Source organism: Streptomyces sp. NPDC050423, from assembly GCF_040655445.1.
Lineage (GTDB): Bacteria > Actinomycetota > Actinomycetes > Streptomycetales > Streptomycetaceae > Streptomyces.
In genome coordinates this window covers 99,070-113,383 of the sequence record NZ_JBFAJY010000010.1, presented here as the reverse complement: position 1 = coordinate 113,383, position 14,314 = coordinate 99,070, and the positions used below count along the sequence as shown (strand labels likewise).

The window sequence follows — 14,314 nt, the reverse complement described above, 5'->3', positions numbered from 1 at the left end:
AGCGGCCGGCGGAGCGGGCGACCGCAAGCAGCGCGCGGACCGCAGGACCGACCGCAAGGCGGCACGCGGCGCCGAGCGCCCCGGCGGCAACGTCTCCGAGCCGGTGGACGGCGGCCTCGCCGAGCTGGTGCCCGACCGGGAGCGCAGGCACGCCTGGACGCTGACCATCGACGGCGCGCCGCAGTCCCACGTCGACCTCGACGACCCGGCGTACCTCTCCTTCGAGTACCAGCGCAGGATCGGCCACATCGCCGATCTGGCCGCGCCCGCCGGGCAGCCCCTGCACGTCGTGCACCTGGGCGGCGGGGCGTTCACGCTCGCCCGCTACATCGCCGCGACCCGCCCCCGCTCCACCCAGCAGATCGTCGAGGTGGACGCGGCCCTCGTCCAGCTGGTGCGCCGGGAACTGCCACTGGACCCGCAGGCCAGGATCAGGGTCCGCGCCACCGACGCCCGCGCCGGGCTCGGGAAGATCCAGGACGACTGGGCCGACCTGGTCATCGCCGACGTCTTCAGCGGGGCCCGGACCCCCGCCCACCTCACCAGCACCGAGTTCCTCGCCGAGGTGCGCCGCGTCCTGAAGCCCGGCGGGACCTACGTGGCCAACCTCGCGGACGGCCCCCCGCTGGCCCATCTGCGCGGCCAGATCGCCACCGCCGCCACCGTCTTCCCCGAACTCGCGCTCGCCGCCGACCCGACCGTGTTCCGCGGCCGCCGCTTCGGCAACGCCGTACTGCTCGCCTCGGACGTGAAGCCGAAGGTCGCGGAGCTGACCCGCCGGGTGGCGACCGATCCGCACCCGGGGCGCGTCGAACACGGGCGTGCGCTCGCGGACTTCACCGGCGGCGCGGCCGCGGTGCACGACGCCGGCGCCCGGCCCTCACCGCCGCCGCCCGCCTCGGCCTTCGACTGAGAGGCTGCCGGGAAGCCGCCGGGTGACCTCCGGGCGGACCGCCGCTCCACGTCACTTCACGATCTCGACGTCCGGGCGGACCGCCGCTCCACCGTCACTTCACGATCTCGACCTGCGGCGGATGGTCGTTCCAGGTGCAGAACACCGAGACCGTCGTGCCGTCGTCCTGGGCGAAGTTCACCCGGATCCAGGTCGAGTTCGTCCAGACCCGCATCGACCAGCCCGGCTCCGGCGTCGCCGACACCAGCTTCGCGCTGTCCGCGCCCAGCTCGAAGACGATCCGGCCGCCGTCCGTCGAGTAGCCCTTCGCCGTGCCCGCCGGAGTGGCCGACGGCGCGGGCGGGGACGTGCTCGCGGGGGCGTACGACCGCGCGGAGGAGGAGATCACGGACGGCTTCGGAGTGGCGGGCGGCGTGCTGCTGGGCGACGGGGACGGTTCCGGGCGGTGCGTCGAGGACGACAGCGTCTCCGTGCCCGCAAGGTCGCCCCGGTCGCTCCGGGCGCTCGCGGAGATCGGCACCGCGCGCGGCGGGTCGTACGCCGTCCCCGCCATCACGGTGTGCACCCCCCACCACGACAGCGTGACCGCCGCGCCGGTGGCGAGCGACCACGCGAGCGCGTGTACGAGTCCTCGTTGCATCCGGCACATCCTGCACCACCCGCCCGCCCGGTGTCCCACTACCGCCACCGGCCGGACCCGGGGATGCAGGATGGCGTACGGTGCCGCCCATGCCAAGTGTGCTCGTGGTCGAGGACGACCAGTTCGTACGTTCCGCCCTCATCCGGCACCTGACCGAGGCCTCCCACACGGTACGGAGTGTCGGCACCGCGCTCGAAGCGCTGCGCGAGGTCGCCCACTTCCGGTTCGACGTGGTCATCCTCGATCTCGGGCTGCCCGATCTCGACGGGTCGGAGGCGCTGAAGATGCTGCGCGGCATCACCGACGTGCCCGTCATCATCGCGACCGCCCGCGACGACGAGAGCGAGATCGTCCGGCTGCTCAACGACGGCGCGGACGACTACCTGACCAAACCCTTCTCCGTGGAGCACCTCTCCGCGCGGATGGCCGCCGTGCTGCGCCGCTCGCGGGCCGCGGAGGGCCGGGCGGCCTCCCCGCGCGTCATCCGGGTCGGCGGGCTCTCCATAGACCCGCTGCGGCGCCGGGCCGAACTCGACGGCACGGATCTCGACCTCACCCGGCGGGAGTTCGACCTGCTGACCTTCCTCGCAGGCCGGCCCGGCGTCGTCGTCCCGCGCAAGGAACTCCTCGCCGAGGTCTGGCAGCAGTCCTACGGGGACGACCAGACCATCGACGTCCATCTCTCCTGGCTCCGGCGGAAACTGGGCGAAACGGCCGCCCGGCCGCGCTATCTGCACACCCTGCGCGGCGTCGGCGTGAAACTGCAGCCGCCCGCCGCGCCCCCGGAGCGGCCCGCATGAGATGGGCGCTGGTCAAGGTCTGCCTGGCCGTCACCGTGATGGTCGTGGTCGCCTTCGCCGTACCCCTCGGCCTCGTCGTCAAGGAGATGGCCCGCGACCGCGCCTTCTCCGACGCCGAACGGCAGGCCGCGATGATCGGCCCCACCCTCTCCATCACCACCGACCGCGCCGAACTCGAAACGGCCGTGCTCACCACCGAACCCGGCGCCGCCGGCCGGATGGCCGTCCACGTACCCGCGGCCGGCGAGGCCGACAGCCGGGCGGTGGAGATCGGCAGCCGGCGCTCCACCCGCAAGGACCTGGAGACCGTACGGGAGTCGGGGCGCGCCTCCATCACCGAGGTGTCCGGCGGCTCCGCGCTGCTCCAGCCCACCGCACTCGGCTCCGGGGGCATCGCCGTCGTCGAGGTGTTCGTGCCCGATGACGAGGTCTCCAACGGCGTCGCCACCGCCTGGCTGATGCTGGCGGGCGTCGGCATCGCGCTGATCGTCGGCTCGGTCGCCGTGGCCGACCGGCTCGGCGTACGCATGGTGGAACCCGCCCGGCGGCTCGCGGGGGCCGCGCAGGACCTGGGGGAGGGGCGGCTCGGGACCCGGGTGCCGGAGGAGGGGCCGACCGAACTGCACTCCGCCGCCGTCGCGTTCAACTCCATGGCCGACCAGGTCGTCCAGCTCCTCGCCAACGAACGGGAGCTGGCCGCCGACCTCTCGCACCGGCTGCGCACCCCGCTCACCGTCCTCCGGCTCAACGCCGCCTCGCTCGGCGAGGGCCCGGCGGCCGAGCAGACCCGGGCGGCCGTCGAACAGTTGGAGCGCGAGGTCGACACGATCATCAGGACCGCCAGGGAGCAGCGCCCGCAGACCCAGGGGCAGGGCGGCGGTCCTGGAGCCGGCTGCGACGCCTCCGAGGTGATCCGCGCACGCATGGACTTCTGGTCGGCGCTGGCCGAGGACGAGGGCCGCGAGGTGCGCCTCGCGGGAGTGGACCGTACGGTACGCATTCCGGTGGCACGCCCCGAACTAGCCGCCGCACTCGACGCGTTGCTGGGCAACGTCTTCCGGCACACCCCCGAGGGCACCGCCTTCGCCGTGGACGTGCACCACAGCGGCGACGCGGTGATCGTGCTGGTCTCGGACGCCGGCAACGGCATCGCGGACCCCAGGGCCGCCCTGGCGCGCGGCGGCAGCGGCCGGAGCGGTACGAAGGGCGCGGTGGGCTCGACCGGGCTGGGCCTCGATATCGTCCGCCGGGTCGCGGAGTCCACCGGCGGCGACGTGCGGATCGGGCGCTCGGTGCTCGGCGGCACGGAGGTACGCGTCTGGATCGCGCTCGACGGGCAGCGGCCGAAGGGGCGCGGGCACCGGGTCGGGCGGCAGCGGCGCGCGGTGACCCGGCGGGCGGGGCCCCGGTTCCGCTCCGGAGCGGGCCCGAACCTTTAGAGCGGCCGATGCGCTCCTTAAGCCCACCCTAAGAACACCGACCCGGGCCCCAATTGCGGCATGTGCCGGATTCGGTGTCGCTAGCGTGCTCTCGCATCCCCCACTTCCGTATGACGAGGCAGGAACGCGATGGGCACCAGCACGCACCGGCGCACGGCGAGCACCAGGACCAAGGCGATCGGCGCGGTCGTCGCCGCGGCCGTGATCGGCGGGACGGTCTTCGCCCTCACCGGCACGGCCCAGGCGTCATCGGTCGGCGCCGCCTACACCAGGACCAGCGGCTGGACGAGCGGTTACACCGGGCAGTACGTCGTCACCAACGACACCGACAGGGCGAAGTCCGGCTGGACCCTGGAGTTCGACCTGCCCGCCGGCACGAAGCTGAGCTCGCTGTGGAACGGCGAGCACACCGTCAGCGGCAGCCACGTCACCGTCACGCCGGCGAGCTGGGACAAGGAGCTGGCCCCCGGCAAGTCCGTCACCGTCGGCTTCGTCACCAGCTCGGACGACAAGGCGGCCGACCCCACCGGCTGCCTCATCGACGACGCCACCTGCTCCGTCGACCCCGGAGCCACCCCGGAGCCCAGCGGCCGCCCCACCGGGACCGCGACCCCCACCCCCACCGGCTCGGCCACCCCCACGGCCCCGCCGACCGGCACACCGGCCCCCACGCCGGCACCCACCAGGACCGACGCGGGCAGCGGCGGCACCGCGAGCGGGGCGGGCTTCGCCCCGTACGTCGACACCTCGCTCTACCCCGCCTTCGACCTGGCCGGCACCGCCACCAAGACCGGCGTCAAGCAGTTCAGCCTCGCCTTCATCACCTCCGGCGGCAGCTGCGCCCCGCTCTGGGGCGGTGTCACCGGCCTCGGCGACGACCGGGTCGCCTCCCAGATCGACGGCCTGCGCGCGGCGGGCGGCGACGTCCGGGTCTCCTTCGGCGGCGCCTCCGGCTCCGAGCTGGCGCTGAACTGCACCTCGGCCGACGACCTGGCCACGGCCTACGGCAAGGTCGTGGACACGTACGAGCTGACCAAGGTCGACTTCGACATCGAGGGCGGCGCGCTGCCCGACACCGCGGCCAACTCCCGCCGCTCCCAGGCCATCGCCCAGCTCCAGAAGTCCCACCCCGGCCTGGACGTCTCCTTCACCCTGCCGGTGATGCCCGAGGGCCTGACCCAGCCCGGTGTGGACCTGGTCGCCGACGCGAAGAAGAACGGCGTGGACGTCGGGGCGGTCAACATCATGGCGATGGACTACGGCGCCTCGTACAGCGGCGACATGGGCACGTACGCGATCCAGGCGGCCACCGCCACCCAGGCCCAGGTCAAGGGCGTGCTCGGGCTCTCCGACGCGGACGCCTGGAAGGCCGTCGCGGTCACCCCGATGATCGGTGTGAACGACGTCAGCACCGAGATCTTCAAGGTCGAGGACGCCACCCAACTGGTCGAGTTCGCCCAGGACAAGGGTCTTGCCTGGCTCGCGATGTGGTCGGGCACCCGGGACAAGGAGTGCGAGGGCGGCGCGAAGCCGTCCGCCGACGCCTCGTGCAGCTCGATCGCGCAGGAGCCGCTCGCCTTCACGAAGGCGTTCGGCGCCTACAAGTAGCCACCACCCCCCGCGCATCCCGGCCGGTCCCCACGCCCCCCACATCCGGCCGGGGTGCGCCCCCATTCCCGCGGGCGGAAGTCGCGGCAGCCGGGCTACCGCGCCCGGTTCACCGCGGACAGCACCGCCGCCACCGATGACGCGAGGGCGGAGGCGTCCTGGCTCGCCCCCCCAGCGCACCTCACCGCCGCCCCACAAGACGCTGGGCGTGGGCCGCTCCACCGTCCGCGAGACGGTGCGCACACTCGCCGCGCTCGGCCTGCTCCAGTCCCGCCAGGGGGCCGGAGCCTTCGTCATCGCCGGCCACCCGGCGCAGGACTGGCCGGTCCGGCTGCGCCGGGCCGCGGTGGCGGCCGCCCACAACGGCGGTGGCGGCCGCCCGCAACCCCCTACTCACCGATCTCGTCGGTGAGTACGTCCCCGTGGTGCGGCAGGCGCTCATCGCCGCCCGCCGCCCGCCGCCCGCCGCCCGCCTCACGGCAGGATCCAGGCCCTCGGGTTCGGGGAAAGAACGCGGGAGCGCTCCCCGGTACCCCTGTGGCGCGGTCTCCCGTTCACCTTCCGGCGGGCGGTCCGGGGGGAACGGGGGGTGGCGAAGGGTGTTTCGGGAGGTCGGCGGAAATCCGGGGAGATCACTGCGACTTCCCGCCGACGGCGTCGTATTCCTGCTCCAACAAGCCTGTCACCTGCAGGAATTCAGGAATGAAGGGTTCCGCATCCCCTGTCCACGGGCTTTGGCAAGCCCTTGGCCGGACACGGTCTCGTGACTTGCAGGACACGCTCGCGCAACGGAAGCGTCTTCAACTCTTGACACCCACCCCTCCCAGGCAGCAACCTTCCGACATCGACGCATGGGAGCGCTCCCACATCGCAAGAGGATTTTTCGCGCGAACGGCACTGCCCGTGTCCTCCCCCCTGAACCATCCGGCACCCGCACTCACCAGCGCGTATGCCACGCAGTGAGCCAGTCCCACCCTGGAACAAGGAGTAGTGGAATGCGTATCACCCGCACCGCCGCCGGTCGGAGCCGCAGAGTCGCGGTTCTGGCCACCACGGGCCTGACAGCCACGGCCCTGTTGCTGACCGGCTGCAGCAGCGACTCGGACTCGTCGGACAACACGTCCTCCGATGCGAACGGGAAGATCACGCTGACCGTCGCGGACTTCGGGCAGTTCGGCTACAAGGAAGCCGGTCTCTTCGCGAAGTACCACGAGCTGCACCCGAACATCACGGTGAAGGAAGAGACCACCGCCAAGGAGGAGGACTACTACCCCAAGCTGCTCCAGCAGCTGAACGCGGGCAGTGGTCTGGCCGACGTCCAGGGCCTTGAGGTCGGGCGCATCAAGGAGCTCGTCGACACCAAGGCGGACCAGTTCGCCGACCTGAGCAAGGTCATCGACGTCAACGAGTGGGTGTCCTGGAAGGAGAAGCAGGCCACCGCCAAGGACGGCAAGGTGATCGGCGCGGGTACCGACATCGGCCCGATGTCGCTCTGCTACAACACCGAGCTCTTCAAGAAGGCCGGCCTGCCGACCGACCGCAAGGACGTCGCCGCGAAGATCTCCGGTGGCTGGGAGGACTACCTCAAGCTGGGTGAGGAGTTCAAGAAGAAGGCGCCCAAGGACACCTACTTCATGGACTCCGCCAGCGCGATGTTCAACGCCGTCGTCAGCTCGAACGCGAAGCAGTACTACGACGAGAACGGCGAGGCGATCTACAAGGACAGCCCCAGCGTCAAGCAGGGCTGGAACCTGTCGGCCGAGGCCGCGGACAAGGGCCTGACCCAGGGCCTCGCCCAGTTCGGCGACCCGTGGAAGGCCGCTCTGCGCAAGAGCACGATGGCCACCGTCGTCTGCCCCGCCTGGATGGCCGCCCAGATCTCGCTCGCAGCCGGTGACGACAACAAGGGCAAGTGGGACATCACCACCGCCCCCGGTTCGTCCGCCGCCAACTGGGGCGGATCGTTCCTCGGTGTGCCCAAGTCGGGCAAGAACGTCGAGGAGGCCGGCAAGCTCGTGAAGTGGCTGACCGCCCCCGAGCAGCAGGCCGCCGTCTTCAAGGCCGTCGGTCTCTTCCCGTCCAACAAGGGCGCGTACGAGCTGGCCGACGTGAAGACCGGCAAGCTCCCCTACTTCAACGACGCACCGATCGGTGAGATCTACGCCGATGAGGCCAAGTCCATCCCTGAGGCCATCATCGGCCCGAAGGACGCCGCCATCAAGGAAGCCATCTCCACCCAGATCAACAACATGGAGCAGCGCGGAACCGAGCCTGACAAGGCGTGGGACGCGGCGACGGAGAAGATCGACAAGGTGATCGGCTGACGTTCGCAGCGGCGGGCGGCCCCCGGGCCGCCCGCACCTGCACGTCACCGTCACGCAGGTGCGGAGCCGTGCGGGACGCGTCTTCCGGCGGGCTTGCACGGGGCGACCGGGTACCTCCCCGGCCGCCCCGTGGAAGCCCACCGCACGCGTCCTGGGCCCTGCCTCGTACCCGGGTAACTCAAGCACTCCAGGGAAGGAATCCCGCCCGTGGCCACCTCGTCTCCCACCCGGGACGCATACGCCCCGCCCCCCCCGAAGAAGCCGGTGGACACCCGCCGCCAGACGTGGCGGAGCCGCCTCTGGCGGTTCGACGACAAGGCGTCGCCGTACGCCTACGTAGCCCCGTTCTTCCTCATCTTCGGCGCCTTCGGGCTCTATCCGCTGATCTACACCGGCTGGATCGCGCTGCACCGGGTCGAGATGACCGGCATGGACCAGATGACATGGGTCGGCTGGGAGAACTTCGACAAGATCCTGCACGACTCGGAGTTCTGGACCGCCGTCACCAACACCTTCCTGATCGGTGTCATGTCGACGGTCCCGCAGCTGCTCGTGGCCCTGGGCCTGGCACACCTGCTGAACTACAAGCTCCGTGCCAGCACCTTCTGGCGCACGGTGATCCTCACCCCGTACGCCACCTCGGTGGCCTCCGCGGCGCTCGTCTTCGCCCTGGTCTTCCGGGCCGACGGCGGTCTGCTGAACTGGGCGCTGGAGTTCGTCGGCTTCGGCGACACCAACTGGGCCAACGGCGACTGGACGTCCAAGATCGCCATCTCGATCATCGTGATCTGGCGCTGGACCGGCTACAACACCCTGATCTACCTCGCCGCGATGCAGGCCGTACCGTCCGATCTGTACGAGGCCGCCTCGCTCGACGGCGCCTCGCGCTGGCAGCAGTTCCTCAAGGTGACCATTCCCTCGCTGCGGCCCACGATCCTGTTCACGATCGTCATCTCGACCATCGGCTCGATGCAGCTGTTCGGCGAGCCCCTGCTGCTGGAGGGGGGCAAGCTCGGCGCGACCGGCGGCAGCGAGAACCAGTACGAAACCCTCAGCATCTACCTCTTCAACTACGGCTGGAACCTGGGGCATCTCGGTCCGGCCGCCGCAGTGGCCTGGGCGATGCTCGCCCTCCTGCTGCTCATCGCCGCGGTCAACTGGCTCATCGGCCGCTTCGTACGCAAATCCGCGGTCTGACCGGGAGCGATATCCATGACCATCACCAGCCCCACCAAAGTTCCCGGGTCCGTCCGCCCGGTGCGCACCGCGCACCGCGCGCAGAAGCGCCCCAGCCGCTTCAAGCCCGGTGCCGGACAGCAGCTGAAGGGCGGTCCCTTCGCCTACATCGCGCTGACCGTCGTCGGCATCGGCTCGCTGCTGCCGCTGTACTGGACCCTCGTGGCCGCGTCCCACACCCAGGACGAAGTTCTGGCCACCACCCCGCCCTTCCTGCCCGGTGGACGGCTGTTCCACAACCTCGAAGCCGCCTGGGAGCAGGCCCACCTGGGCAAGGCGATCGTCAACAGCTTCATCGTCTCCGGCTGCATCACGCTGGCGACGCTCTTCTTCTGCACCCTGGCCGGCTACGCCTTCGCCAAGATGCGCTTCCGCGGCCGCGGGGCGCTGATGGCCGGGGTCATCGCGACCCTGACGATCCCGCCGCAGCTCAGCGTCGTCCCGCTGTTCATGATGATGTCCGACCTCGGCTGGAGCGGAAGCCTGGAGTCGGTGATCTTCCCGACCCTGGTCAGTGCGTTCGGCGTGTTCTTCATGCGGCAGTACCTGATCGAGGCGCTGCCGTACGAGCTGATCGAGGCCGCCAAGATCGACGGCGCGAGCAACTTCCGTATCGTGCGAAGCGTCGTGATTCCGGTGGCCCGCCCCGCGATGATGGTGCTGGGCATGCTCACCTTCGTCCAGTCGTGGAACGACTTCTTCTGGCCTTACCTCGCGCTGAACCAGCAGAACCCCACCCTCCAGGTGGCCCTCGGCCAGCTGAAAGCCTCGTACACCCCCGACGAGAGCATCGTGATGGCCGGCGCGCTGATCAGCACGCTGCCACTGCTCGTGGTGTTCGTGATCTTCGGCAAGCAGATCGTCGGCGGGATCATGTCGGGCGCCGTCAAGGGCTGACACCTCGTCAACGTCCGTTTCCCGCGAGCCCCGTACGGCCCGTACCTGACCGCGGGCCGTACGGGTTCCGGAGTTCCACCTCCCCCTGCCCCTGTCCGTCCACTCCTGGGAGCGCTCCCGCATGACTGCTGTACGACCCGACATCGCCCCGAAGCAGGCGCCCGAGGCAACGAGATTTCCGACAGACTTCGTCTGGGGGGCGGCCACCGCCGCCTACCAGGTCGAGGGCGCCGCGGCCGAGGACGGCCGCACCCCCTCCATCTGGGACACCTTCAGCCGTACGCCGGGCAAGGTCCGCAACGGCGACACCGGAGACATCGCCGCCGATCACTACCACCTGTACCGCGACGACGTCGCGCTGATGAAGCGGCTCGGGCTGAAGGCGTACCGTTTCTCCATCTCCTGGTCCCGGGTGCAGCCCACCGGGCGCGGCCCCGCCGTCGAACGCGGTCTGGACTTCTACCGCAAGCTCGTCGACGAGCTGCTCGAAGCCGGCATCGCCCCGGTCGCCACCCTCTACCACTGGGACCTGCCCCAGGAGCTGGAGGACGCCGGCGGCTGGCCGCAGCGCGTGACCGCGGACCGGTTCACCGACTACGCCGCGATCATGGCGGGCGCGCTCGGCGACCGCGTCGCGACCTGGACCACCTTCAACGAGCCGTGGTGCTCGGCCTTCCTCGGATACGGCTCCGGTGTGCACGCTCCCGGCCGCACCGAGCCCGCCTCCGCCCTGCGGGCGGCCCATCACCTCAACCTCGCCCATGGCCGGGCGATCGAGGTTCTGCGCGGTCAACTCCCCGCTGCCGCGCAGACCTCGGTCACCCTCAACCTCCACCAGGTCCGCCCGCTCACCGCGAGCGCGGCCGACGCCGACGCGGCCCGCCGGATCGACGCGGTGGGCAACCGGATCTTCACCGGGCCGATGCTGCGCGGCGAGTACCCCGAGGACTTGATCGCCGACACCGGGCACCTGGTGGACTGGTCGAAGCTGGTCCAGGACGGCGACCTGGCGGCCATCTCCCGCCCGGTCGACGTGCTCGGCGTCAACTACTACACGCCGACGCTGGTCTCCACGCCCGAGGCGGGCTCCGGTGACACGCGCAACGACGGTCACGGCGCCAGCGACCACTCCCCGTGGCCCGGCTCCGAGCACGTCGCCTTCCACCTCGCCGAGGGGAAGGAGCGCACCGCGATGAACTGGTCGATCGACCCCGACGGGCTCTACAACCTCCTCATGGATGTCACCCGGGACCACCCGGGGCTGCCCCTGATGGTCACCGAGAACGGCGCGGCGTTCGACGACTACGTATCGCCCGAGGGCCGGGTGGAGGACCCCGAGCGGATCGCGTACCTGCACGGGCACCTCGACGCCGTGCAGCGCGCGGTGGCCGACGGCGCCGACGTCCGCGGCTACTTCCTGTGGTCGCTGATGGACAACTTCGAGTGGGCGTACGGCTATTCGAAGCGCTTCGGCACCGTGTACGTCGACTACGCCTCCCAGCGCCGCATCCCCAAGGCGAGCGCCCACTGGTACGCCGACGTGATCCGCCGCCACGCCCTGCCGCCGACCGGCCCTTCCTGAGGCGGTCCCGGTCAACGCCCCCTAATCCGCGCGGTGTTGACCGGGACCGTCCGACCAGATGTCACCCCTGAGACCCGGCCCCGTGCCGGGTCTCGGTCATGTCCGGACACCGGCCGCGCGAGGCCGCGCCCCCGACCCGTGCGAGCCGCTTGACCACGCGCGTAGAGTGGGAGCGCTCCCACGACGGGGGCGGGGGAGCGGCCGACCGGTCCCGTCGAGTGTCAAGAGAGCCAACACCAGGACTTGGTTTGGTTATCCGACTGTGAGAAATTGACCGCGAACGGGAGGCAGCCATGACGGCAGCGCGAGTACGGAGCGGGGGCCGGCCCACGCTAGAGGAAGTCGCGGCACGGGCGGGAGTGGGCCGCGGCACGGCCTCACGGGTCATCAACGGCTCACCGCGGGTCAGCGCGCACACCCGGGAGGCGGTGGAGGCGGCCGTCGCCGAACTGGGCTACGTACCCAACCGCGCCGCCCGCGCCCTGGCCGGGAACCGTACGGACGCCATCGCGCTCGTGGTGCCGGAGTCCGAGAGCCGCTTCTTCGCGGAGCCCTACTTCTCCGACATCGTCCGCGGGGTCGGCGCGGCGCTGGCCGACACCGAGATGCAGCTGCTGCTCACCCTCGTCGGCAGCGACCGCGAACGCCGCAGGCTGGCCCAGTACCTGACCGCGCACCGTGTGGACGGCGTGCTGCTGGTCTCGGTGCACGCCGACGACCCGCTGCCCGACCTGCTGGAGCAGCTGGGCATGCCCGCGGTGATGAACGGCCGCCGGTCCGCCACCGAGCCGCTGCCCTCGGTCGACTCCGACAACTTCGAGGGCGCCCGCGGTGCCGTCGAGCACCTCGCCTCCCGGGGCCGCCGCTCGATCGCCACCATCACCGGCCGGCTGGACGTCTACGCCTCCCAGCGGCGCCTGGACGGGTACCGCCAGGCGGTCTCCGAAGCCGGTCTCGAACCGGACGAGCGGCTGATCGCCCTCGCCGACTTCTCCGAGGAGGGCGGCGTGCGGGCCATGCGCGAGCTCCTCGACCGCCGCCCGGACGTGGACGCGGTCTTCGCCGCGTCCGACCTGATGGCCGCGGGCGCCCGCCAGGTGCTCCGCGAGGCCAGCCGGCGCATCCCGGACGACGTGGCCCTCATCGGCTTCGACGACTCGGCCGTGGCCCGCCACATGGACCCGGCGCTGACGAGCGTGCGGCAGCCGATCGAGGAGATGGGGCGCACGATGACCCGGGTGCTCCTGGACATGATCGCGGGCGAGAGCGACGATCGGCCGCAGATCGTGCTCCCGACGGAACTGGTGGTTCGCGACTCGTCGTGAGGCGGGGGCGGCGGCGCGGCCGGGGCGAGGCGATCAAGGCGCGTCCCGCCGCGACGCGTCGCGGCGTCCAACCCCGCACCCGGACAAAACCGCGAGCGGTCGCCCTTGCAGTCCCAAGCCCGGCCCCTAACGGTGCCGGCAGGGAATTGAGAGCGAAGTGGGCGTGAAGAGGGGCGTCTCGGGCGCGCATATGCGTCCAGATCGCTCTCAACTCCGTGGCGAGCGTGCGCCGACTCCTCGGACTGCTGGAGTTCGAACGCGGCGAACTCCGGACCACGTTCCGATGGCGCGACAGCGCGACCCAGACGTCACTGACACAGGGCCTGCGCCTTGGGGAGAGCACGATCCTCCCCGAGGGAACGGCGAAAGACGTCAATGTCGTGCTCGCGCGAAAGTGGCAGTCGCTGTGGGACTGCGACCCTCGGGTCCTCCCCTTGGCCACTGCCAAGTGGAGGATGGGGCCGCTCCAGAAAGCCTTGTGCACCTTGCTTCTGAACGAACTCACCCAGACAACCCTCGGCCTGTCGGCCTTGTTCCTCCCAGAAGCCTGGACCGCCCTGGGCATCAAAGAGGCCGAAACGTTCGAGGAGCTGCGTCCGAACCTGCAAAGCACACTCCAACGCCTGGCGGGCCAGGACAGTCTTGCCGAGATCTGGACCGCCTTGGTGCGCACCGTGGTTGCTACAGGGCACGTCGAGCCGCCGGAAGGGTACAAGCAGACAACACCGCGAAAGGCTCTCGGTCACCTGCGTACGCGCCTGAACGTCGAGCACGATTGCCTGGTACTCGGGCTGACCTGTCACCAGGCGAAGGGCAGGGAATGGGACAGGGTCGGAGTGCGGCTGGAGGAGACCGACGTGGCCGCCCTCCGCGAGGGCCTCGACTCTGGCGACGAGACCCACCGCGCGCTCTACGTCGCACTCACCAGAGCACGACACCTCAGTGTCAAAGTGTGAGGTTTCTTGAGCCTCGGGCTGGCCCCTGTTCGTTCGCCTCTTTGATCTGCGCGGGTGTACAGCCGATGGCACAACCCATCGGCGGACGGCAGGGCAGCAGGCGGCATCCCGTGATGTGGCTGAGGGTGTCGCCTGCCATGAACTGCGGGATTGATGCCGAGGGGTACGTGCTGACAGTGATCGTCACCAGTACGCCAGCCCTTGTAATTCATAGGCTCTTGAAGGGGCATCAGGTGTCGCTCAAGCGCTGATCAACTGTAGACCGCGATGGGACGGAGAGCGGCCTCTCATGGCCGCCTGCACGGCGGCACTGATGTCCGAGTCGAGCGACCGGGCCAGGTGACCGTAGCGGTCGATCGTCGTCTGGATCGACTCGTGGCCCAGCCGGGCCTGGATCGCCGGTAGAGGGATGTTCGCGGCCACCAGCCAGGCGACGTGGCTGTGCCGCAGGTCGTGGATCCGAGGTCGGCGGGGGAGGCCGGTCTCCATCGCGGCAGCGACGGCGGGTATCCATTTCCGGTTGTAGAAGTTGGAATGCCTCCACGCCTTGCCCGTCGGTGTGCGGAAGAGGAATGCCTCCGGTGACATCCCCTG

At 70.6% G+C, this 14,314-nt stretch carries 12 protein-coding genes and 1 pseudogene; 11 read left to right on the top strand and 2 right to left on the bottom strand.

Annotated elements, in window-relative coordinates; translation table 11 throughout:
• The first annotated feature begins 103 nt into the window (after window positions 1-103).
• Window positions 104-913, top strand: a complete 810-nt coding sequence (locus AB0I52_RS10500; protein ID WP_362957887.1) for a fused MFS/spermidine synthase — start codon at window positions 104-106, stop codon at window positions 911-913.
• A gap of 94 nt (window positions 914-1,007) precedes the next feature.
• Here the strand turns inward: AB0I52_RS10500 and AB0I52_RS10495 are convergent, their stop codons facing one another.
• Entirely contained in the window at window positions 1,008-1,553 is a 546-nt protein-coding gene (locus tag AB0I52_RS10495; RefSeq protein WP_363070909.1) for a hypothetical protein, read from the bottom strand.
• 89 nt (window positions 1,554-1,642) lie between these two features.
• On the opposite strand from AB0I52_RS10495, the gene AB0I52_RS10490 reads away from it, so the two are divergent.
• The 10 genes and pseudogenes from AB0I52_RS10490 to AB0I52_RS10445 all read left to right on the top strand — a co-directional run bounded on the left by AB0I52_RS10490 (window position 1,643) and on the right by AB0I52_RS10445 (window position 13,720).
• Window positions 1,643-2,353, top strand: a complete 711-nt coding sequence (locus tag AB0I52_RS10490) for a response regulator transcription factor (RefSeq protein ID WP_363070907.1) — start codon at window positions 1,643-1,645, stop codon at window positions 2,351-2,353.
• Window positions 2,350-3,792: a HAMP domain-containing sensor histidine kinase gene (locus AB0I52_RS10485; protein WP_363070905.1), complete on the top strand. Its 1,443-nt coding sequence runs from the start codon at window positions 2,350-2,352 to the stop codon at window positions 3,790-3,792. The genes AB0I52_RS10490 and AB0I52_RS10485 overlap by 4 nt, the downstream gene beginning before the upstream one ends.
• 129 nt (window positions 3,793-3,921) lie before the next feature.
• The gene (locus AB0I52_RS10480; protein WP_363070903.1) at window positions 3,922-5,400 is read left to right on the top strand and encodes a cellulose binding domain-containing protein; all 1,479 of its coding nucleotides are present in this window, start codon (window positions 3,922-3,924) and stop codon (window positions 5,398-5,400) included.
• A gap of 202 nt (window positions 5,401-5,602) precedes the next feature.
• Window positions 5,603-5,843: pseudogene (locus AB0I52_RS10475) on the top strand (GntR family transcriptional regulator); the annotation flags it as partial.
• Window positions 5,844-6,395: 552 nt separating this feature from the next.
• On the top strand, window positions 6,396-7,724 hold the full coding sequence (locus AB0I52_RS10470; protein WP_363070901.1) for an extracellular solute-binding protein: 1,329 nt from the start codon (window positions 6,396-6,398) through the stop codon (window positions 7,722-7,724).
• A 207-nt stretch (window positions 7,725-7,931) separates the two neighbouring features.
• Complete coding sequence (locus AB0I52_RS10465) at window positions 7,932-8,921, top strand: sugar ABC transporter permease (protein ID WP_363070899.1); 990 nt, start codon at window positions 7,932-7,934, stop codon at window positions 8,919-8,921.
• A 15-nt stretch (window positions 8,922-8,936) separates the two neighbouring features.
• Window positions 8,937-9,857 (top strand): carbohydrate ABC transporter permease, encoded by a 921-nt coding sequence (locus tag AB0I52_RS10460; RefSeq protein WP_363070897.1) that lies wholly within the window; start codon window positions 8,937-8,939, stop codon window positions 9,855-9,857.
• A gap of 121 nt (window positions 9,858-9,978) precedes the next feature.
• The gene (locus tag AB0I52_RS10455; protein ID WP_363070895.1) at window positions 9,979-11,439 is read left to right on the top strand and encodes a GH1 family beta-glucosidase; all 1,461 of its coding nucleotides are present in this window, start codon (window positions 9,979-9,981) and stop codon (window positions 11,437-11,439) included.
• A 293-nt stretch (window positions 11,440-11,732) separates the two neighbouring features.
• Window positions 11,733-12,764 carry a LacI family DNA-binding transcriptional regulator gene (locus AB0I52_RS10450; RefSeq protein ID WP_363070893.1) on the top strand — a complete coding sequence of 344 codons (1,032 nt, stop codon included), beginning with the start codon at window positions 11,733-11,735 and terminating at the stop codon, window positions 12,762-12,764.
• 215 nt (window positions 12,765-12,979) lie between these two features.
• The gene (locus AB0I52_RS10445; RefSeq protein WP_363070891.1) at window positions 12,980-13,720 is read left to right on the top strand and encodes an ATP-binding domain-containing protein; all 741 of its coding nucleotides are present in this window, start codon (window positions 12,980-12,982) and stop codon (window positions 13,718-13,720) included.
• 240 nt (window positions 13,721-13,960) lie between these two features.
• Here the strand turns inward: AB0I52_RS10445 and AB0I52_RS10440 are convergent, their stop codons facing one another.
• Window positions 13,961-14,308: a tyrosine-type recombinase/integrase gene (locus AB0I52_RS10440; RefSeq protein ID WP_363070889.1), complete on the bottom strand. Its 348-nt coding sequence runs from the start codon at window positions 14,306-14,308 to the stop codon at window positions 13,961-13,963.
• Between the last annotated feature and the right edge of the window lie 6 nt (window positions 14,309-14,314).